Annotated in this window: 17 protein-coding genes; 12 read left to right on the top strand and 5 right to left on the bottom strand. The window is 74.3% G+C overall.

Going from position 1 to position 21,188, the window contains the following annotated elements; genetic code table 11:
* Nucleotides 1–104: 104 nt before the first annotated feature.
* The 3 genes from IE99_RS0101600 to IE99_RS0101590 all read right to left on the bottom strand — a co-directional run bounded on the left by IE99_RS0101600 (nt 105) and on the right by IE99_RS0101590 (nt 4,111).
* Nucleotides 105–1,415 (bottom strand): hypothetical protein, encoded by a 1,311-nt coding sequence (locus IE99_RS0101600; protein WP_030145062.1) that lies wholly within the window; start codon nt 1,413–1,415, stop codon nt 105–107.
* 95 nt (nt 1,416–1,510) lie between these two features.
* Nucleotides 1,511–2,566: a C40 family peptidase gene (locus tag IE99_RS0101595; RefSeq protein WP_245623013.1), complete on the bottom strand. Its 1,056-nt coding sequence runs from the start codon at nt 2,564–2,566 to the stop codon at nt 1,511–1,513.
* Nucleotides 2,567–2,734: 168 nt separating this feature from the next.
* Nucleotides 2,735–4,111 (bottom strand): NYN domain-containing protein, encoded by a 1,377-nt coding sequence (locus IE99_RS0101590; RefSeq protein WP_342666175.1) that lies wholly within the window; start codon nt 4,109–4,111, stop codon nt 2,735–2,737.
* An 84-nt stretch (nt 4,112–4,195) separates the two neighbouring features.
* Here IE99_RS0101590 and IE99_RS0101585 point away from each other — a divergent pair, with 84 nt between their 5' ends.
* The 3 genes from IE99_RS0101585 to IE99_RS0101575 all read left to right on the top strand — a co-directional run bounded on the left by IE99_RS0101585 (nt 4,196) and on the right by IE99_RS0101575 (nt 7,103).
* A complete protein-coding gene (locus IE99_RS0101585) occupies nt 4,196–5,953 on the top strand; it encodes a DEDD exonuclease domain-containing protein (protein WP_030145059.1) in 1,758 nt (585 codons plus the stop codon).
* A gap of 62 nt (nt 5,954–6,015) precedes the next feature.
* Entirely contained in the window at nt 6,016–6,765 is a 750-nt protein-coding gene (locus IE99_RS0101580; RefSeq protein WP_030145058.1) for a rhomboid family intramembrane serine protease, read from the top strand.
* Nucleotides 6,766–6,815: 50 nt separating this feature from the next.
* Nucleotides 6,816–7,103, top strand: coding sequence for an Lrp/AsnC family transcriptional regulator (locus IE99_RS0101575; protein WP_030145057.1), 288 nt, complete (start codon nt 6,816–6,818; stop codon nt 7,101–7,103).
* 100 nt (nt 7,104–7,203) lie between these two features.
* On the opposite strand, the gene trpD is transcribed toward IE99_RS0101575, so the two are convergent.
* Complete coding sequence (gene trpD / locus IE99_RS0101570) at nt 7,204–8,253, bottom strand: anthranilate phosphoribosyltransferase (RefSeq protein ID WP_030145056.1); 1,050 nt, start codon at nt 8,251–8,253, stop codon at nt 7,204–7,206.
* A complete protein-coding gene (locus IE99_RS0101565) occupies nt 8,254–8,673 on the bottom strand; it encodes a DNA-binding transcriptional response regulator (protein ID WP_030145055.1) in 420 nt (139 codons plus the stop codon).
* 159 nt (nt 8,674–8,832) lie between these two features.
* On the opposite strand from IE99_RS0101565, the gene ctaE reads away from it, so the two are divergent.
* The 9 genes from ctaE (at nt 8,833) to IE99_RS0101520 (ending at nt 21,094) form a co-directional block, all read left to right on the top strand.
* Nucleotides 8,833–9,522, top strand: a complete 690-nt coding sequence (gene ctaE / locus IE99_RS0101560) for an aa3-type cytochrome oxidase subunit III (protein WP_483852545.1) — start codon at nt 8,833–8,835, stop codon at nt 9,520–9,522.
* Between the two features lie 45 nt (nt 9,523–9,567).
* Nucleotides 9,568–10,479, top strand: coding sequence for a cytochrome bc1 complex diheme cytochrome c subunit (gene qcrC, locus IE99_RS0101555; RefSeq protein ID WP_030145053.1), 912 nt, complete (start codon nt 9,568–9,570; stop codon nt 10,477–10,479).
* The gene (qcrA, locus tag IE99_RS0101550; RefSeq protein ID WP_030145052.1) at nt 10,476–11,573 is read left to right on the top strand and encodes a cytochrome bc1 complex Rieske iron-sulfur subunit; all 1,098 of its coding nucleotides are present in this window, start codon (nt 10,476–10,478) and stop codon (nt 11,571–11,573) included. The genes qcrC and qcrA overlap by 4 nt, the downstream gene beginning before the upstream one ends.
* Nucleotides 11,570–13,192: a cytochrome bc1 complex cytochrome b subunit gene (gene qcrB, locus IE99_RS0101545; protein WP_030145051.1), complete on the top strand. Its 1,623-nt coding sequence runs from the start codon at nt 11,570–11,572 to the stop codon at nt 13,190–13,192. The genes qcrA and qcrB overlap by 4 nt, the downstream gene beginning before the upstream one ends.
* 94 nt (nt 13,193–13,286) lie before the next feature.
* Nucleotides 13,287–14,399: a glycosyltransferase family 4 protein gene (locus tag IE99_RS0101540; RefSeq protein ID WP_030145050.1), complete on the top strand. Its 1,113-nt coding sequence runs from the start codon at nt 13,287–13,289 to the stop codon at nt 14,397–14,399.
* Between the two features lie 553 nt (nt 14,400–14,952).
* A complete protein-coding gene (locus IE99_RS0101535; protein WP_030145049.1) occupies nt 14,953–16,479 on the top strand; it encodes a penicillin-binding transpeptidase domain-containing protein in 1,527 nt (508 codons plus the stop codon).
* Nucleotides 16,480–17,152: 673 nt separating this feature from the next.
* The gene (locus tag IE99_RS29970) at nt 17,153–18,574 is read left to right on the top strand and encodes a peptidoglycan DD-metalloendopeptidase family protein (protein WP_051711772.1); all 1,422 of its coding nucleotides are present in this window, start codon (nt 17,153–17,155) and stop codon (nt 18,572–18,574) included.
* 13 nt (nt 18,575–18,587) lie between these two features.
* Nucleotides 18,588–19,586: a ferric reductase-like transmembrane domain-containing protein gene (locus IE99_RS29965; RefSeq protein WP_157609958.1), complete on the top strand. Its 999-nt coding sequence runs from the start codon at nt 18,588–18,590 to the stop codon at nt 19,584–19,586.
* Nucleotides 19,583–21,094 (top strand): NADH-quinone oxidoreductase subunit NuoF family protein, encoded by a 1,512-nt coding sequence (locus IE99_RS0101520; RefSeq protein ID WP_051711768.1) that lies wholly within the window; start codon nt 19,583–19,585, stop codon nt 21,092–21,094. Before IE99_RS29965 ends, IE99_RS0101520 begins: the two co-directional genes overlap by 4 nt.
* Nucleotides 21,095–21,188: the final 94 nt, after the last annotated feature.

Raw genomic sequence — 21,188 nt, 5'->3', positions numbered from 1 at the left:
GAGCCCCCCGCTCGGACGGTCGCGCCGCACGCGGGCGAAGACCTGGCGGGCGGGTGCCGGAAGGCGGGGGGCGCCGGGGGTGGTCCCGGACGTGCCGGCGGCCGTCATGCGAGCTCCTCCTTGACGTAGTCGCGCCACATGGTGGTCAGCGCGGCCTTGGTGAGGCCCAGGACGTCCCGGAGGGCGGCCGGTTCGGAGGCCCGGCCGGCGGCGCGGTAGAGGCGGACGAGCGTCGTCTCACCGTACCGGTCGGCGATCATCCGGCAGGCCAGCCAGGCCTCCTGGTAGGACTGGGAGAGGCGTCCGGACGTCCCGGCGAACGCCTCGGCCGTCGGCAGGGCGGTGGGCGGGCGGCCCGCGGCGACCTCGCGGCGCAGCTCGCGGGCCGCCGACCGCACGCTCACCTTGGCGCCGCGGTACCCGACGTAGTCGGCGAGGCCCTCGATGAGCCACAGCGGTGTGGTGCGGTCGCGGGCGCCCCCGGTCGCGACGTGGGTGAGCTCGTGGGTGAGGACGACGTCGCGGCCCAGGCCGTTCAGGCGCGCGAAGGTCGCGGGGGAGACGATGACGCGGTCCTCGCCCCGGCCGGGGCCGTCCGGGCCCGGGGTGACGGTGGCGAGGGCGGCGATGGAGCCGAGGTCGGGCCCCTGGCCGGCGAGCGCCGCCGCGAGCCGGGGCGCGGCCGGGACGAGGGCCACCGCGCGCCGGGCCCAGTCCGTGCCGACGACCCCGCTGACCGCGGGGACCGCGGCGTCGATCCGCCGGGCGATCGCGTGCAGCCCGGACGTGTCGCCGATGACGAGGCAGGAGCGGCCCCGGACGACGGTCAGCGCGCCGCCGTCGACGATGTCGGCGTCGTCGGTCAGGCCGTGGGCGGTGCCGTCGCCCACGATCGTCCAGGTGCCGGAGCGGGGCGCGAACGCGAGGTGGCGGGTGCGGACCACGCCGGTCCGGTCGAAGCCGCGCAGCCGGTAGCCGGTCTCGACGCGCGCGACCACCGCGCCGGGCCCGGCGGCGCGGGTGCCGGCCAGCCGTTCCCGCCAGCCGTCCAGCGGCAGTGCGCGCAGATTGTCATAGAGGCGGCTCTGGGCCTCCTGGAAGGCGGCGGGGGCGGTGCCGACCGTGGCGAGGAACGCCGTCCGGTCGCCGTCCCGTACGGCGGCGGCGCGCGCGGCCAGGACGGACGCGGCGGCGCGCGGATCGAACCGCGCCGCCGGTTCGGCGGCGGCCCCGGCGTCCTCGGCGGACCCCTGCCCGGACCCGTCCGAGCGCGCCGCGGTCAGGCCCGCGCCGGCGGCGGCGAGCACCGCCGCCCCGCCCGCGGCCAGGAGGAGGGCCCCGCGGCGCGTCAGCGGCGCGCCCGGCGCCGCGTCCGCCGCGGCGTCGTCCTCGTCCTGGCCGGGACCGTCGTCCATGCGCGCGATCCTATTGCGCCCCCGCGCATGCCCGGGAAACGGCAACGGACCAGGCCGGGGCCTGGTCCGTTGCCCGGGGGGAAGCGCGTGGGGCGTCAGGGACGCCCCGCCCCGTAGTAGTTCGACAGGTAGTAGCCGGACGTGATGGACACGATCTCGACGTTCTTGCCGGTGCGGGGCGCGTGGATCATCTTGCCGCCGCCGATGTACAGGCCGACGTGGCCGAGGCTCCGGAAGAACACCAGGTCGCCCGGCTGCAGCGCGCTCTTGTCGACCCGCTTGGTCGCCGCGTACTGCGAGTTGGTGGTGCGGGTGATGCCGACGCCCGCGGCGCCCCAGGCGCGCATCGTCAGCCCGGAGCAGTCGAAGGAGTCCGGCCCCTCGGCCCCGTACACGTACGGCTTGCCGAGCTGGGCGTAGGCGTAGTTCAGCGCGGTGCGGGCGCTGCCGCTCGCCGGGCCGTTGTAGGTGCCTCCGCCGCCCCGGTTCGGGGTGTCGGCCTTCTCGCCGAGCTTGGCCAGCAGCCTCTTCTGCAGCCCGATCGACTTGTCGATCTTGGCCTTCTGGTCCTTCAGCTCCTTGGCCTTGGCGGCGACCTCGTTGTAGGACGCCTGGGCCTGCGCCTGCTCGCGGCGGAGCCGCTGGGCGGTGGCGAGGAACTGGGTCAGGGAGGAGCTGCGCTCGCGCGACAGGTGGGAGAACACCGCCGCCTGGTCCAGGATGGCCTGCGGGTCGTCGCTGCTGACGAAGCCCGTCACGTCCGAGTCGCCGTTCTTGTACGCCTCCGCCGCCATCTGCGCGATCCGGGTGCGCTGCTGCTCGAACGCGGTCTCCTCGGCCTTGCTGGCCTTCTTGGCCGCGTTCAGCTTCCGCTTGGCGATCTTGAGCTGCTCGCCGATCTGGTTGTACTTCTCGACCAGCTGATCGACCTCTTCGTTCAGCTTGGTCAGTTTCTTGCGAACCTCCGCCGCGCTCGGCTTCGGTGCGCTCGGTGCGGTGGGGGCCGCGAGCGCCGAGACCGGGGGGAGGGCGACGGAGGTGGCCACGACCAGGCAGGTCGTGGCCGCAAGGCGGCGGGAGACACTCCGCCTGCGCGGGACGCCCCGTCCGGCGCCGGGGGACGCCGGGGTCTCGCTGGGAACACTGGCCACGATCGAATTCGCCCCTCTCGTCCACGTCATCAGCGGACGACATTAGCGATAGGCGACACCCGTCACAACCGATTCGTCACTTATTGAGCGGCTTTCCGACGGGAAATCACGTTATGTATCCGCGTGTTGACATTTTGAAGTCAAAGCAGGTGGATCCCGGTGGACCTCTCATGCTCGGGCCAGCCGGCGCAGCAGCAGGGGAGAGGGCACCGGCCGGGCCCCCGCGCGGCGCGCCGCGTCCGCGACCTCCCGGTCCGACGACACGACCACCACGGCCCGGCCGTCCGGCTCGGCCCGCACCAGCTCCCCGATCAGCTCGTCCGCCGTCCGCCCCGGGTCGCTGAACAGCACCCGGACACCGCGAGGCGCGCCGGTCGCGACCGGGCCCTCCAGCTCGGCCCCGTCGAACACGCAGGTCACCTCGGCGCGCGTCTGCGCGGCCAGGCCGCCGAGCCCCGACAGCAGGCGGCGGCGCTGGTCCGACAGCGGCAGCTCCCCGTACCCGGTCTTCGTGACGTTGTAGCCGTCCACGATCAGATGCACCCGCGGCAGCGTGAGCAGCCGGTCGAGCAGCTGCGGGTCGGCGTCCGACAGCGCCCGCCCCGGCAGCGCCCGGTGCTCCAGGCCCGGCTCCACGCCGCCGACCGTGTCGGCGGGCCGCCCGATCGTCGACGGCAGCGCCAGCTCCCGCCCCACGCCGCGGGCCGCGTCCATCAGCGTGTCGAGCAGCATCCGCAGCCGGACGTCGTCCACGTTGCGGCCCTCGCGGGCGGCGCGCTTGGCCGTCTCCGCCGCGGCCTCCGCCGCCGTGACGCGGGCGCGCAGCCTGCGCAGCTCCTTCTCGGACGCGCCGCTCTGCTCCCGCGCCGCCTGCAGCTCCCGGTCGGCCTCGGCGGCCAGCGCGTCCGCGCGGTCCTGCGCCGCCCGGTACTTCGTGCGGGCGTCGTGCAGCTTGCGGCGCAGCTCCGCCACCTCGGCCTTGGTGTCGCGCAGCTCCGCCCTGACCTTCTCCAGCTCCGCGGAACGGGCAGACCGGGCCGCCGCGAGCTCCTCCCGCAGGGCGGCGAGCCGCCGCTCGGCGGCCTCGCCCTCCGACGCCGACGCCGACCGCTCCAGCTCCGCGCGGGCCGCCTCCACGAGGTCGGTCCAGCCGTCCGGGCGCAGCAGGTAGCCCAGCACCGCGACCTGGACCGGATCCGCGGCGGGCGGCACGGCACCGGACTCGACCGCCGTCACCAGGTCGGCGTGCGCGTCCCGCAGGGCCCCGGCGACCCGCTGCCGGAAGGCGTCGTCCTTCTCCAGCAGCGCCGCGATGTGCGGGCCGGCGAGCTTGGCGCGCTTGCGCCGCTCGAACCGGGCGAACCGCCGCAGCGGCGCCGGGACCTCGTCGCCGGGCAGCGCGCCGAGCACCTCGGCCGCCGTCTCCACGACCCGCTGCCGGACGGCCTCGGGCAGCGGCCGCCGCGGGCCGCCCGGATTCGCTTCGGGGCCGCCGTCGATGATCCGCTCCCTCCGGGCCGAGCCACCATTTCGGTCGTCCGGCAACCCTATCTGCCTGGGGAAGGTCGCGCCCCCGGCGAGCCGGGCGCCGCCCGGGTCTGTCAGAGGTGTCGTCTACGGTCCCGCTACATGACTGCCCCACACGTCCAGGGGACCCTGGACGACCTCGGGACGCCCTTGGCGGAGGTCACGTTCGTGGTGGTCGACCTGGAGACCACGGGGGGATCGGCGGCCGAGGACGCCGTCACCGAGATCGGCGCCGTGAAGGTGCGCGGCGGGCGCGAGCTCGGCGAACTCGGCACCCTGGTCGATCCGGGCGGCCCCGTCCCGCCGTTCATCACGGCGCTGACCGGCATCACGACCGCGATGGTGACGGCCGCCCCCCGGATGGACTCAGTGCTTCCCGCTTTCCTGGAGTTCGCCCGCGGCTGCGTGCTGGTCGCCCACAACGCCCCCTTCGACATCGGCTTCCTCAAGGCCGCGTGCGCCCGGCACGGCTACGCCTGGCCCGCGTTCCCCGTGGTCGACACGGTCGACCTGGCCCGCCGCGTCCTGTCCAAGGACGAGGTGCCCAACTGCAAGCTCGCCACCCTCGCCCGGTTCTTCCGGACGGGCACCGAGCCGACCCACCGGGCCCTCGCCGACGCCCGCGCCACCGTGGAGGTCCTGCACGGCCTGATCGAGCGGCTCGGCTCGTTCGGCGTCACGTCGCTGGAGGAGATGAAGGGGTTCGCGAAGGCGCCGACGCCCGAGCAGCGCCGCAAGAGGCACCTCGCCGACGGCGTCCCCAGCGTCCCGGGCGTCTACCTGTTCGAGGACGCCGGGGGCGAGATCCTCTACGTCGGCAAGAGCGGCGACCTGCGGTCCCGGGTCCGCGGCTACTTCACCGGCTCGGAGACCCGGCCCCGCGTCCGCGAGATGGTCGGGATCGCCGAGCGGGTCCGGACGATCGAGTGCGCGACCGGGCTGGAGGCCGAGGTCCGGGAGCTGCGGCTGATCGCCGCGCACAAGCCCCGCTACAACCGCCGCTCCAAGTTCCCCGAGCGGGCGATCTGGCTGAAGCTGACCGCCGAGCCGTTCCCCCGGCTGTCGATCGTCCGGGAGTGCCGCGACGACGGCGCGTCCTACCTCGGGCCCGTCCCGTCGCCGCGGCAGGCGGAGGAGGCGCGGGCGGCGCTGCACGAGGCCGTCCCGCTGCGGCAGTGCACCCAGCGGCTCACCCTCAGGCTCATCGAGCGGGGCGGGGCCCGCGCCTGCACGCTCGCCGAGATCGGCCGGTGCGGGGCGCCGTGCGACGGGCGGGAGTCCGCCGGCGACTACGCCGTGCACGCCGCGACGGCCCGCGCCGTCATGGCGGGCGACGTCCGGCCGGTCGTCGCCGCCGCGCAGGTCCGCATCGACCGGCTCACGGCGGAGCTGCGCTACGAGGAGGCCGCCGCGCAGCGCGACCGGCTCGCCGCGTTCGTCCGGGCCGCCGCGCGCGGCCAGCGGCTCACCGCCCTCGCGCGCCTGCCGGAGCTGGTCGCCGCCCGGCCCGCGTTCGACGGCGGCTGGGAGCTGTCGGTCGTCCGGTACGGGCGGCTCGCCGCCGCCGGGACGGTCCCGCCGCGCGCCCGCCCCCGCCCCTACGTCGACGCCCTGATCGCGACCGCCGAGACGGTGTTCCCGCCCGCCGGCGGCGCCCCCGGCGGAGTCCCGCCCGGCGCCCCGTCCTCCGCGGGCGCGACCGCGGAGGAGATGGAGTGCGTGCTGCGCTGGCTCGACCTGCCGGGCGTCCGCCTCGTCGAGGTCGAGGGCGCCTGGACGTGCCCCGCGCACGGCGCCGAGGGGTTGCGCGCATGGATCGACAACGCCTACGCGAGCGCCGACCTCCCCGGCGCGCATTAGGGTGGCAGCACCGAGCCGCCCCCCGGCGCGGCCCCACCGCGCGGAGAGGACCGTCCCCCCGAATGGCCCTGCCCCTCTACGACAGCCAGCCGGTCCGGCGCGTGCCGTGGGTGACGTACCTGCTGGTGGCGGCGAACGTCCTGGTCTTCCTGCTCACCCCCATGTCGAACTTCGCCGTCTGGTACGGCGAGGGCGAGGTGCGGGAGTGCCGGGCGGCGCACTTCGCGTACGAGTACGGGGCCGTCCCGAAGGAGCTGACGAGCACCGAGCAGCAGCCGCTGCCCGCCCCGGTCGCCGACCGCTGCGGGCCCGCCGCGTTCGACAAGGCGCCCTGGACGGCCGCGTTCACCTCGATGTTCCTGCACTCGAACGCGCTGCACCTGCTGGGCAACATCGTCGCGCTGTTCGTCATCGGCATGGGCGTCGAGGACCGTCTCGGCCGGCTCCGGTACCTGCTCAGCTACGTGCTGTTCGGGCTGGTCGCCGTGTACGGGTTCGCCTGGACGTCACCGGACTCCATGATCCCGCTGATCGGCGCGTCCGGCGCCATCGCCGGGGTCCTCGGCGCCTACCTGATCCTCAACCCGCGCGGCCGGGTGGTCAGCCTGGTGCCGCCGGTCATCGTGATCCGGCTCCCGGTCTGGGTGGTGCTCGGGTACTGGTTCGTCCTGCAGTGGCTGTCGCTCGGCGACGACGACAGCAACGTCGCCTACACCGCCCACATCTACGGGTTCGCGGCCGGGATGCTGTTCGCGCTCCTCGCTCGCCGCGCCGGTCCCGCCCGGCGCCCGGCCGCCCTCAGCCGGGGCTGACCGGCGCCCCCGATAGAGTGCGGGGAGTCGAAGAGCGAGGGGGAGGCGCCATGGTCACGGCGATCGTGTTCGTGAAGTGCGACGTCGCGCGGATCCACGAGGTGGCCGAGACGATCGCCGCCCTGGACGGCGTCAGCGAGGTCTACTCGACCACGGGCGAGAACGACCTCGTCGTGATGGTGCGCGTACGAGGCCACGAGGAGCTCAACGACGTGATCCCCGGCCGGATCAACCAGGTCCCCGGCATCGTCGGCACCGAGACCCACATCGCGTTCCGCACGTACTCCCAGCACGACCTGGAGGCCGCGTTCGCCCTGGGCCTGCCCGACGCCGACTGAGCGCCCCCGAGGCCCGGCCGCCGGTCCCGGGAGCCCGGACGATCCGGCCGGTCAGGTGCGCGGGCCGCCGAGGCGCGCCGGTCGCCGGCCGCGCGGGTCTCTAGGCGCGCAGGGACCGGGAGGTCTCGACCCAGCGGTCCAGCAGCGCGCGGGCCGCGCCGGAGTCGACCGCCTCGGCGGCCCGGCCGAACGCGCCCCGCAGCGCCTCGGTGAGCGCGTCCGGGGACGGCGCGCCGTCGTAGGCGGCCATCAGCGCGGCGGCGTTCAGCAGCACCATGTCGCGGACGGGCCCGGTCCGGCCGTCGAACAGGTCGCGGGCCACCCGGGCGTTGAACGCGGCGTCGGCGCCGCGCAGGTCGTCCGGCCGCGCCGGAGGGATGCCGAGATCGGCCGGGTCGAACGTCGTCTCCGTCGCAGTCCCGTCCCGGACGACCCACACCGTCGAGGTGCCGGTGGTGGTCAGCTCGTCGAGGCCGTCGTCGCCCCGGAACACCAGGGACGAGCAGCCGCGCGACGCGAACACCCCGGCGATGACGCCCGCCATGCGGGGATGGAACACGCCGACGGCCTGCGACGCGGGACGCGCCGGGTTCGTCAGCGGGCCGAGGAAGTTGAACACCGTGGGGGTGCCGAGCTCGGAGCGGGCCTTCCCGGCGTACTTCAGGGCCGGGTGGTACAGCGGCGCGAAGCAGAACGTGATGCCGAGTTCCTCGGCGACGCGGGCGGTGGCCGCCGGCGGCAGGTCGATCGCGACGCCGAGCTCCTCCAGCAGGTCGGCGGCGCCGCAGGACGACGACGCGGCCCGGTTGCCGTGCTTGACGACCTTCACCCCGGCCGCCGCCGCCACGACCGCCGCCATCGTGGAGATGTTGACGGTGTGGGCGCGGTCGCCGCCGGTCCCGACGAGATCGGCGATCCGGCCCCCGACGGAGATCGGGGTGGCGTTGTCCATCATGCCCTGGGCGAGGCCCGCGACCTCGTCGACGGTCTCGCCCTTGGCGCGCATCGCGATGGCGAAGCCCGCGATCTGCACGTCGGTGGCCTCGCCGGACATGATGCGGTTCATCGCCCAGGCGGTCTCCTCGCCGGTGAGCGAGTCGCCCGCGAGCAGGGCGTTGAGCAGCGCGGGCCAGCTGGTGCGCGCGTCCATCTACAGGGCCGGGGTGCGGTTCTCGAGACGGGTGCGCATCAGCCCGGCGAGCGTGTTCGCCAGCGCGATCGGGTCGAGCGGCAGGCTCACCACGGCGTCGGCGCCCGACCAGGCCGCGAGCCAGGAGTCGTCCCGGCGCCCGATGATCGCGAGGACCGGCGGGCAGTCGTACACCTCGTCCTTGGCCTGGCGGCACACGCCGAGGCCGCCGGCCGGCTGGGCCTCCCCGTCCGCGATGAGGACGTCGACGCCGCCTTCGTCGAGGCGCGCCACGACGGCGGGCTGGGTGGCGCACTCCTCGAACTCCACGCGCGGGAGGTCCGCGGCGGGGCGGCGCCCGATCGCCATGCGGATCTGGGCGCGGGTGCTGGCGTCGTCGCTGTAGACGAGAACCTTCATCGGCTCCGGAGCGGTGCTCATGCACGTGAGGCTACCGGTTCGGCGGCCACGAGCACGAGGCCCCCTGGCGGCGGGGCGTTCCGGGGGCCGCGACACCTGGGCCGCCAGGGTCCGCGGGAACCTTTCCGGGGCTGCGGACGTCTCCCGTTGAGCGGGTTTGGACGCGCTACACGGGGGGTCATGCGCCGGTCGCCCGACAGGGGCGCAATAATGCTGCCCGTGGCAACAGCAACCGCGATAGAGACAACACCTCACGCTCGGGCGAACCGTCCCAATCTGGTCAGCGTGGGGACGATCGTCTGGCTGTCGTCCGAGCTGATGTTCTTCGCGGCGCTGTTCGCGATGTACTTCACGATCCGCTCTGTGACGATCGGCCAGCACGGTGCAGACGCATGGCCGGGGGCCCCGCTCGACCTGCCGCTGTCGGCGGTGAACACGACGATCCTCGTGCTGTCCTCGGTGACGTGCCAGATGGGCGTGTTCAAGGCCGAGGCCGGCAAGGTCGGCCGGGACGGCGGCCTGTTCAACTTCATGCGCTGGGGACTGCGCGAGTGGTACGTGCTGTCGTTCCTCATGGGCGCCTACTTCGTGGGCGGCCAGGCGTTCGAGTACTACAACCTCGTGACGCACGACGGGCTCACCCTCTCGTCCTCCGCCTACGGGTCGGTCTTCTACCTGACCACCGGCTTCCACGGCCTGCACGTCACCGGCGGGCTGATCGCGTTCCTGTTCGTCCTCGGACGGACGTACGCGGCCAAGCGGTGGACGCACGAGCAGGCCACCAGCGCGATCGTCGTGTCCTACTACTGGCACTTCGTCGACGTGGTGTGGATCGGCCTGTTCGCCGCGATCTACCTGCTCGACCTGTAACCAGTTCCACCCCACCAGACGACAATGACCCGAACGGGGATTTCCGTGAAAAGGTTCACCGCATGGCGACGGCGCCCCTGGGCGGGCTACGCCGTCGTGCTGGCGGCCCTGGCGGCGATCGGCGTCATCTACGCCGGCTTCTCGCCGCGGACCGACCGCGCCGAGGCGGCGAACTCCGCCCAGGCCGCGCCCGACCTGGCGAACGGCAAGGCGCTGTTCAACCAGAACTGCGCGAGCTGCCACGGCCTGAACGCCGAGGGCACCAAGGACGCCGAGGGCAAGCCGATCTCGCCGAGCCTCATCGGCGTCGGCGCCGCATCCGTCGACTTCCAGGTCAGCACGGGCCGCATGCCCGCGATGAACCCGGGTGCGCAGATGCCGCGCAAGAGGCCGATCCCCGCCTTCGACACCTCGATCAAGACCGATCACGAGGACCCGGAGGAGCGGGCGGCGGCCGAGAAGCAGAAGGCGCAGGCGGAGAAGAACCTGGCCGACCTCCGGGCGTACATCGCCTCGCTGGGCGGCGGCCCGGAGGTTCCCCCGGCGTCGGCGGTCGACCCGAAGAAGGGCGACGTCGCGCTCGGCGGCAAGCTGTTCCGCACGAACTGCGCCCAGTGCCACAGCTTCACCGGCCAGGGCGGGGCGCTGACCGGCGGTAAGTACGCGCCGCCGCTGTCCAACGACGACGTCACGCCCACCCAGATCTACGAGGCCATGCTGACCGGCCCGCAGGCGATGCCGGTGTTCAACGACACCACGCTCACGGCCGAGGAGAAGCAGGCGATCATCGCCTACATCGTCCAGATCCGCGAGGAGCCCAACCCGGGCGGCAACGGCCTCGGCCGGATCGGCCCGGTGTCGGAGGGTCTCGCCGGCTGGCTGATCGGGATCGGCCTGCTGGTGCTGGCCGCGATGTGGATCACCGCGAAGAAGCCGAAGAAGCTGAAGAAGTCATGAGCGACGAGAACAAGGAAACCGCGGGCGCCCAGGAGCCCCGCGAGCGCGTGATCGGCACGCCGTCGCCGGCGCGCGACAAGGCGCTCCTCGCCGACGGCGACATGTCGGCCCCGGCGGGCGCCGGCGAGCAGCTGGACGAGGCGTCGGCCAAGCGAGCCGAGCGCATCGTCGCGCTGTTCTTCCTGCTCGCCTTCGCCGGCAGCGTGGCGTTCATCGCCTACTACATCGGGTGGAGCGGCCGCGACGGCGGCATGCACGGCGTCCTGCGGGCCCGCGAGTCGAACTTCTGGCTCGGCGGCACGATGGCGCTGTCGTTCCTGGCGATGGCCGCCGGCGTGACGATCTGGGTGCGGCGGCTCATGGCGAGCAAGCCGATCATCCAGGAGCGCCACGAGTTCGCGGCCGACCCGCAGAGCCGGGCGGTGTTCGCCGAGGACTTCATGGCGGGCGCCGAGGACAGCGGCCTCACCAAGCGGCCGCTGCTGCGCCGCACGCTGCTGCTGGCCGCCGCGCCGCTCGGGCTCGCCCCGCTGGTGCTGCTGCGCGACCTCGGCCCGCTGCCGGAGAAGCGGCTTCGCTCCACGCACTGGGGCGACGCCGTCGAGAAGGCGAAGCGCCAGGGCAAGAAGGGCGTCCGGCTCGTCGTGGACGGCACCCACCGGCCGCTGAAGGTCACCGACTTCGCCCAGGTGGGGTCGATGATCACGGTGCTGCCGGAGGGCATCGAGGAGGACGTCCCGCACGACCAGGTCCTCACCCAGGTCGCGAAGGCCGTCACCATCCTGATCAACGTGCCCGAGGAGAAGTTCAAGCCCGCCGAGGGACGGGAGAACTGGCACGTCAACGGGATCGTGGCGTACTCCAAGATCTGCACGCACGTCGGCTGCCCCGCGGCCCTGTACGAGCAGACCACGCACCACATCCTGTGCCCGTGTCACCAGTCGACGTTCGACGCGACGGACGCGGCCAAGGTCGTGTTCGGGCCGGCCGCCCGTCCGCTGCCGCAGCTGCCGCTGGACGTCGAGGACGGCTACCTGGTCGCGACGGGTGACTTCCCCGAACCGATCGGCCCGAGCTTCTGGGAGCGCGGATGAGCGAGTCGACAGCCCCGAAGGCGGTCGAGGCCCCGCTGAACTTCCTCGACGACCGCCTCGGCTCCACCACCTTCTTCAAGCGGAACATGAAGAAGGTCTTTCCGGACCACTGGTCCTTCATGCTGGGCGAGATCGCCCTGTACTCCTTCATCATCCTGCTGCTGACCGGGACGTTCCTGACGCTCTGGTTCAAGCCCAGCATGGTGGAGGTCGTGTACGACGGGTCGTACACGAAGCTGCAGGGCGTGAAGATGTCCGAGGCGTACGCCTCGACACTGCACATCAGCTTCGACGTCCGCGGCGGCCTGCTCATGCGGCAGATCCACCACTGGGCGGCGATCCTGTTCATGGCGTCGATCCTGGCGCACATGCTGCGGGTGTTCTTCACCGGCGCGTACCGCAAGCCGCGCGAGCTGAACTGGCTCATCGGCATCGGCATGTTCACCATGGGCATGCTGGAGGGCCTGTTCGGCTACTCGCTGCCGGACGACCTGCTGTCGGGCACCGGCCTGCGCATCACGCAGGGCGTGGCGGAGTCGATCCCGCTGGTCGGCACGTACATCTACATGTTCCTGTTCGGCGGGGAGTTCCCCGGCACGGACATCGTGCCCCGGATGTACATGCTGCACATCCTGCTGATCCCCGGCCTGATCCTGGGCCTGATCACCGCGCACATGATGATCATGTGGCATCAGAAGCACACCGCGATGCCGACCCAGCACCAGACCGAGCAGCAGGTGTACGGCTACCCGTTCTACCCGGTCTTCATGGCCAAGACGGGCGCCTACTTCCTGTTCACGTTCGGCGTGCTGGCGCTGCTCGGCGCGTTCGCGCAGATCAACCCGATCTGGCTGTTCGGCCCGTACGACCCGGGCGCGATCTCGTCGGCCTCCCAGCCCGACTGGTACATGGGCGTCCTGGAGGGCTCCCTGCGCATCATGCCGAACTGGGAGATCACCGCCTGGGGCCACACGCTCAGCCTGAACGTGCTGATCCCGGCGCTGCTGCCGCTCGGCATCGTGTTCGGCGGCGCGGCCGCGTGGCCGTTCATCGAGCAGTGGGTGACGGGCGACAAGCGGCACCACCACGTGAACACCCGTCCGCGCAACGCCCCGGTCCGCACCGCCACCGGCATGGCCGCCGTCACCTTCTACGGCCTGCTGTGGATCGCCGGAGCGAACGACGTGGTCGCGGACCGGTTCAGCGTGTCGCTGTTCGCGACGACCTGGTTCTTCCGGTTCGCGGTGTTCCTCGGCCCGGTCCTGGCGTTCATCGTCACCAAGCGGATCTGCCTCGGCCTCCAGCGCAAGGACGCCGACGTGATCGGCCACGGCGTGGAGAGCGGCATCATCCTGATGTCGCCGGAAGGGCGGTTCACGGAGCGGCACGAGCCGGCGCGCGAGGAGGAGCGGGTGGTGCTCCTGTCGAAGGAGAACGCCCGTCCCGAGGCGCCCGCCGTGGACGCCCGCGGCGTCCCGGCGCCGGGTGCAAAGGGCCCGCTGGGGCACCTGCGTTCGCGGCTCAACCGGGCATGGCAGTTCGATGACGTCCCCGTGGAGGAGCACGCCGAGAACGGCCACGCGGAGCTCGAGGGCGACAAGGAGACGGCGCGGCACTGAGCCGGACGTCCCCGATGTCTCGACAGGGCGGGCCCGCCACCGGATCACCGGTGGCGGGCCCGCCCCGTCTCCGCGCCCTATGCTGGGGCGGGCGATGACGAAGACCCTTGTTGTCACCAATGACTTCCCGCCGCGTCCGGGCGGCATCCAGGCGTTCGTGCACGGGCTCGCACTGCGCCGACCGGCCGGTTCGATCGTGGTGTACGCGCCCGCGTGGAAGGGCGACGCCGCGTTCGACGCCGCGCAGCCGTTCCCGGTCGTCCGGCATCCCGGGTCGCTGATGCTGCCGGAGCCGCGGGTGCTGCGCCGCGCGGCCGACATCGCCGGTGCCGAGGGCTGCGACTCGGTGGTGTTCGGCGCCGCTGCGCCGCTCGGGCTGCTGGCCCCGGCGCTGCGGCGGCGGGGCGTCGAGCGGCTCGTCGGGATCACGCACGGGCACGAGGCGGGCTGGGCGGCGCTGCCGGGCGCGCGGACGCTGCTGCGCCGCGTCGGGGACGGTGTCGACGTCCTCACCTACCTGGGCGAGTACACGCGGACGCGGATGGCGCGGGCGCTGTCACCCGGCACCCGGATGGCGCGGCTCGCGCCCGGCGTCGACGAGACGGTGTTCCGGCGCGGCGCGGGCGGCGAGGAGATCCGCCGGCGGTACGGCCTGACCGGCCGGCCGGTCGCGGTGTGCGTGTCGCGGCTCGTCCCGCGCAAGGGGCAGGACGCCCTGCTGCACGCGTGGCCGCGCGTCCTGGAGCAGGTTCCGGACGCGGCGCTGCTGCTGGTCGGCGGCGGCCCGTACCGCGCCGAGCTGGAGCGGATGGCGGCGCCGTTCGGCTCGTCCGTCGTGATCACCGGCGGGGTGCCGTGGGAGGAGCTGCCCGCCCACTACGACGCGGGCGACGTGTTCGCGATGCCGTGCCGGACGCGCCGCCGCGGCCTGGACGTGGAGGGCCTCGGGATCGTCTACCTGGAGGCGTCCGCCACCGGCCTGCCGGTCGTCGCGGGCGATTCGGGCGGCGCGCCGGACGCGGTGCTGGCCGGCGAGACGGGGGTCGTCGTGCCCGGCCGCTCGGTGGCGCGGATCGCCGCGGAGGTCGCGGGGCTGCTCAGCGACCCGGCGCGGGCGCGCGCGATGGGCGAGAAGGGGCGCGCCTGGGTGGAGCGTGAGTGGCGGTGGGAGATCCAGGCGGCCCGCCTTGGCGAACTCCTCGCCTGACCGCGCGCGCGGCGGTCCGCCTGGAAGCCCTCCGGGCCGGCCCGCGGCCGGCTCGCCAGGGGGCCGCGCCCCGTTCCCGGAGACCATTTCCACGCATGTGCCCCTGCCGAGGATGGGGGAGCGATCCGCCGCCTGCCGGTCCCCGCGCCCGGTGGGGGAGAACCTGGAGTTCGGGCGTGCCGGGGGAGCCGGATCGCTTCCCTGCGGCGGATCGAGTGCGCGTGGACGGGAACGGGGCGGGGCCCCGGCCGGGGTGGGGTGCGTGCCCACCCGGCGCGACCGCGCGGGAGGGGTGGGCCGCCCCGCGGGGGCCGGGTACGGATCGCCCTTCCATGGCGGGGCACCTCCCGTCCGCTGTGCGGTGTTTCGCGGTCGTTGACGTCTGCGACGCTAGGCGGCCGGACGGCCCCGGGGAACCGCGTTAAACCGGGCTTAAGGGACGGCTCACCCACCGCTAAGTCATCGAGCGAGAAGCAATCATCAACCACCGTATACACGGCATTTCATTCGCTGGGATGATCAAGCGTCCGGTCGGTCGCGGTACGGAGGCGGAATGCGCTCACGGGGTCTCGTGGTGCTCGCGGTGCTGGTGGGGGCCACCCTGGTCATCGGCCTCTTCTCGCTCTGGCGGGTGCACGGCGCGGAGGCCCGCCGGTCACCGCAGGACATCGCGGACGCGTACTTCGCCGCCTGGGGGAGCGGCGACCTCGAGGCGATGCGCGCGCTCGTCGACGGCCCGCCCGCCGACTTCGCCGAGCAGCACCGCGCGCTGTCCCGGGGGCTCACCGTCACCTGGGTCCGCCTGGAGCCGCGTCCCGTCGTCCAGTCCGGTGCGGACGGGGCGCGCGCCGACTTCACCGTCACCCGGGGGATCGCCTACCACGGCGAGTGGCGGTTCCGCTCGGCGCTGCGGCTCGTCCGGGCCGATGACCGGTGGCGGGTGAGCTGGACGCCGTCCACGCTGTATCCCGGGACGCGGACCGGAGGCACCTGGGCGCTGAAGCAGGTCGAGGTGCCCGCCGTCACCCTCACCGCGCGGGACGGCGAGCCGCTCGCCAAGGACGGGACGCTCGAGCCCTACGTCTCGGCCCTCGCCGACCGGCTCGGCGACGAGGACGCGGGCGGCGACGGCTGGGCCGTCGAGCTGACCGAGCGCGGCGCGCCGCCGCGCCGGGTGAAACTGTTCGGCGTCAAGGACGGCCGGAAGATCAAGACGACCATCGACCGGAGGATGCAGGCCGCGGCCGAGAAGGCGGTCGAGGGCTCCGGCCGGCAGGCCGCGCTCGTCGCGATCCGCCCCGGCACCGGCGAGGTCCTCGCCGTCGCGGACGGGCTCGGCGGCCTCGGCGCGTTCATCGGGATGTACCCGCCCGGCTCCACGTTCAAGGCGGTGACCGCGGGCGCGCTGCTCGCCGGCGGCGCCGGTCCCGGCACCGGCGCCGACTGCCCGGCGCAGGTCGTCACCGCGCAGCGGACGATCCGCAACCACGACGGGGAGTCGCTCGGCCGGACCGACCTGCGCAACGCGTTCGCCCAGTCGTGCAACACGACGTTCTCCCGGCTCGCCGTCGAGGGCCTCGGCGCCGCGCGGCTGGGGGAGAGCGCCCGCCGGTTCGGGTTCGGAGCGGACCTCGCGCCCGGCGTCCAGGCCGCGACCGGGAGCTTCCCGGTGCCGGAGAGCGGCGCCGAGCTGGCGGAGGCCGCGATCGGGCAGGGCCGCGTGCTGGCGAGCCCGCTGCTGATGGCGTCGGTCGCGGCGGCGGTCCGGGACGGCACGTGGCGCGCGCCCCGGCTGGTCGCCGCCAAGCTGATCGACGAGGACCGCCCCGCGCCCCGCGCGGTGCCGGGCGCCGCCGCGCTCCGCACGATGATGCGGGCGGTGGTCGCGGAGGGCACCGCCGCGGGCGCCGGGCTGCCGCCGGGCACGGCGGGCAAGACCGGCACCGCCGAGTTCGGCGGCGGTGGGTCCCACGCCTGGTTCATCGGCTACAAGGGCGACGTCGCGTTCGCCGTCCTCGTCCCGGACGGCGGCTCGGGCCCGAAGGTGGCGGCGCCCCTCGCGGCCCGCTTCCTGCGCTGACGACCCGCTGGAGAGAGACGCGCGAACGAACTGAACGTGTCGGGCGTTCGATGCGTACTTGGACAGATGGGCGGTACAGCGCCCTACCCAGATTGAAGCGATTTTTCGGCACCAATTCACATCGGGCCCCCCTCCGGGCGTATGCTCCGGGGTGATCGAGCGGATCCGCACGGATCCGTCCGGGGTGAACGGCTGGGAGCGAGCGGGCTCCCGCGGCCGCGATCCCCATGTCTCAGCAGGACCTCCGGAACCGCCGGCGTCCGCCGCGCACTCCGTCTCCTCCACAGGAGAGGGCATGGTGCGACGCGACACCAGGCATGCGTCCCGGAACAACGCGCATGCCCCAATGTGGCCCGAAGGGTCCTGGTGGGCGGAGCAGCCCGGCTGGACCGACCGCGGCGCACGAGAGCGCCCCGAGCGATCCGACGCCCGGCCGCCCAAGAGCCGTCCCCGCCCCGCGCGCCGGGGCGGTGCGCCCGGGATCCCGGATCGGCGTCCCTACGACGCCGGGGATCCCGTTCGGCAGGGCGGCAGGCGAAGCGACCCTGGACGCGGCCCCGGCGATGCGCGGAACTCCGGCCCGGAGGGCCGGGCGCGTGGCGGGCCGGGTCGGCGGGAATACGACGCCCGCGAGTTCGCCGGGCCGGCCGGTGGCGGGCGGCGCCCCTCCGAGGTGGAATGGTCCGCTTCCCGGGCCCACGCGAGCGCGGGTTCCGAGTGGCGTTCCCTCGACGACCGGGACGTCCGCCGGCGGGGTTCCGGCGCCGGGCGGAAGGGCCGTGCGCGGAAGGGGCGTGCGGGCAAGGGGCGTGCGGTCAAGGGCGGACGGGGCGGTCCCGAGCGGCCGCCCGTCGCGCGGCGCAGGCCGGCGGCGGCGCGGGCGCGGCGGCCGGCCGACCGGCTGAGCGTCTTCGCGCTCGTGCTGTCCGGGGTCGTCGGGCTCTCGCTGCTCGGGATCGTCGAGCGGGCCCTCCTGGACGGCGGGCCGATCGCGAGCGGTGACGCGGCGGGCGCGCGCGACCGGGTCCGGCGGCCGCAGGCGCCGCCCCGGCCCGAGACCCCGGTGACGCCCCGTGCGCGGCCCGTCCGGTCGGGTGCGCCCGCCCCGGTCGCGCGGCCCGACGCGCAGGCGCTCACCGCGCAGATCCGGAAGCTCACGCTGGACGAGCGGGGCGGCGCCGCCCGCGAGGCCTATGGCACCGCCCCCGCCGCGGCGCCGCTCGTCACCACGACGCGGACCAGTGCCGACCGGACGTGGGCGTTCGGCACCACCGCGATCCCCGTCCCGGACGGCAGCGCCGCCACCCCCGAGATCGCGCTGTTCGCGGCCCGCTGGCGCGGCGGCCGCTGGCAGGCCGGGCTGTCCGGCGGCACCGCGTTCGGCGCGCTGCTGGGGGCGATGCCCGCCTCGCTCATGTCGGCGGACGAGCGGCGCGTGCTCCGCCGCTTCGGCGCGGTGACCGCCGAGCAGGCCGCGGCGGCCGTCAACGGCACCCGCGTCGGCGACGGGCTCGTGCTCCCGTGGCGGACCGGCGCGGCATGGGCGATGGGCGCCGCGGGCGAGGACGCGCCCCGGCCGCTCGGCAACCTGTCGTTCTGGGGCGGCGACGGCCGTGTCCGCGCCGCCGGGGCGGGACGCATGTACCGGTTCTGCGGCGACGCCGCCGGCCGCGCGCTGGTCATGGTCGTCCACCCGAGCGGCGTCGCCAGCGTCTACTACCGGCTGCGGTCGGTGCCGCGGCTGCGGGACGGCGGCGTCGTCCGGCGCGGCGCCCCCCTCGGGACGACCGGCACCGACCGGCCGTGCGGCGGGGCGCCCTCGCCCCGCCCCGAGGTGGAGTTCGACCTGCGCCGGGGTGCCGAGGAGGTGCCCCTCGACGGCGCCGTGATCGGCGGCTGGACGTTCCGCGAGCGCGCCCGGCCGCTGCTCGGCTACGCCGAGCGCGGTGACCTCCAGGTCCTCACCGGGGGGCTGCTGGCCAACCTCGGCGCGCTGCCCCCGGCGGACGACTCCGAGGACGACCCGAAGAAGCCGGAGACCTCGCCCTCCGCCGAACCGAAGCCGGACGACCCGGCGCCTTCCGCGAAAAAGTAGAGGAGTCCGACCGGTGCGAGTACGCAACAGTGATGATCCCGTGGTCCCGGCGTGGGCGCTGCGCCTCGTCCTGGCGGGCGCGGTCCTGGTCATGATCGGTGCGGCGACCCCGCAGGGCGCCGTCGCCACCGCGAACGTCCAGTACTTCCTCTCGTACTTCGCGGGCGTCTTCACGCTGATCGCGCTGACCACGGCGGTGATCTTCGGGTTGCTCGCGACGGAGCGGCTGATTCTGCAGATCCGGCACAGAGTGCTGGCGCAGGCGGTGCACCGAGCGGCGGCCGTGCTGGCGCTGACGATGGTGGTCGCGCACCTGCTGGTGAAGATCCTGGGCGGGCTGGCGCAGCCCCTGCAGGCCGTGGTGCCGGGCCTGGACGCGGTCGGCCTCGGCACGGTCGCGTTCGAGCTGATGGTGCTCGTGGCGGTCACCGGGATGCTGCGGCCGCGGTTCGTGTCGCGGGGCAACCCGTGGATGTGGCGCTCGCTGCACGCGGTCGCCTACCTGGCGTGGCCGATCGGCATCACGCACGGCCTCACCGCCGGGCGCCCGGCCGCGAACTGGGTCGTCCTCAGCTACCTGCTCAGCGTCGTCGGCGTGGTGCTGGCGCTGATCGTCCGGATGATCGTGGTGATCAAGCCGCGGGACGTCCGGCGCGCCGGCGACGACTTCGGCGAGCGGGAGGTCGCCCGCGCCCGGGCCGGGGCGCGCGACGCCGTCCGGGCCCGCGAGCGGGCGGGGGCCGAGCTCCGCGAGGAGGAGATGGCGGCGGCGCGCGCGTCCCGCGGCGGCCGCGACCCCTTCGACACGCGCGACCCCTTCGACACGCGCGACCTCTTCGAGGCGACCGATGCCCGCGGCGCGTTCGACGCCCCGGACGACGGCGGGCGCCGCGATCCGCGCGGCGGGGGCGGCCCGCGGGACGCGTTCCGGTCCCGGGACCCGCGGTCGACCGTCACCGACGGCAGCGGGATCCCGGTGATCGGGCCGCACGGCGGTGATCGGCTCCGATGACCTCGACCATCGCCGTCTCCAACATCGGCGGCCCCCGCCTCACCCTCGGGTTCGACCGGTTCGACCGGCTGGACCTCGACCGGCACCTCGCCGTGCACGGCAAGCTCCGCACCCCCGAACTGGACGACCTCGCCCGGATGGCGGAGCAGGTCGACATGCGGGGGCGCGGCGGCGCCGGGTTCCCGTTCGCGCGGAAACTGATGGCGGTGGCGGCGCGGGTCCGGCGTCCGGGCTCCGACCGGCTCCCGCTGCTGCCCGGTGAGGAGGAGGCGCGGCGCTCCAGCGAGGACGTCGTCGTCGTGGTGAACGGCGCCGAGGGCGAGCCCGGCAGCATGAAGGACAAGGTGCTGCTCGGCCGCGCTCCGCACCTGGTGCTGGACGGCGCGCAGATCGCCGCGACCGCGCTCGGCACGCAGCGGATCGTCGTGGCCGTGGAGAGCGACGAGGCGGCCCGGTCGGTGCGCGCCGCGATCAGCGAGCGGCGGATGCCGGCCCGGGTCGTCCGGCTGACCGAGCGGTTCATCTCCGGCGAGAGCGGCGCGGTGGTCCGCGCCGTCAACGGGGAGTTCCCGATCCCGCCGGGGGTGAAGGTCCGCGCCGCGGAGTCGGGCGTGGACGGCTGCCCGACGCTGCTGTCCAACACCGAGACGTTCGCGCAGCTCGCCGTCCTGACGTCGCTGGGCCCCGATCTGTACGCCTCGGCCGGGACGGACGACGAACCGGGCACGACACTGCTCACGATCGGCGGGACGAAGGTCGTCGAGGCGCCGCTCGGCACCTCGCTGCGGGCCGTCCTCGACCACTGCGACGTACCGCCGGGCCAGGGCGTCCTGGTCGGCGGCTACCACGGCATGTGGCTGGACGAGGCGGCCGTGACGCGGGCCGTCCTGTCGCGCGCCGGGATGCGCAAGGTCGGCGGGACGGTCGGCGCCGGGATCATCCTGCCGCTCGGCCAGGGCACCTGCCCGCTCGGCGAGGCCACCCGGATCGCGTCCTACCTCGCGGCGCAGTCGGCCGGGCAGTGCGGGCCGTGCCGGCTCGGGCTGCCCGACGTCGTCCGTGCGCTCAACGCCCTCACCGAGGGGTCGGGGACCGTGGAGGACGTCCGCCGCGCCGCCGGCATCGGCCGGGGCCGGGGGGCGTGCACGCATCCCGACGGCACCGCGAAGTTCGTGCTGTCGGCGATGGAGGCGTTCGCGGAGGACATCGAGCTGCACCGGTTCGGCGGCGGCTGCGGCCGGTCGACCTACGGGGTGCTGCCGCTGCCGGTGCCGGACGGCTCGGAGGCCCGGGTCGCGATCGACTGGAGCCGCTGCGACGGGCACGGGCTGTGCGCGTACCTCGTCCCGGAGCTGATCCAGCTGGACCGCTACGGCTTCCCCGTCGTGCTGGGCACCGACATCCCGTCCTGGATGGAGAAGGACGTGCAGCGGGCGGTGGCGATGTGCCCGGCCCTCGCGCTGCGCGTCGTCGGCGGAATCCCGGGAAGTCCCGTCCGCCGTTCCTGAACGTCCTCTCATGCCCGTGTCGAAGGAATGGCAGGCGGGAGCCTGCCCGCAATTCCCAGGCATCCAAGAAAATGGAAATCGAGCGGAAATCGGT

It is taken from the genome of Spirillospora albida, assembly GCF_000718255.1.
GTDB lineage: Bacteria > Actinomycetota > Actinomycetes > Streptosporangiales > Streptosporangiaceae > Spirillospora > Spirillospora albida.
The sequence above is the reverse complement of the archived record's forward strand: the minus strand, read 5'-3'. Positions and strand labels throughout refer to the sequence as shown.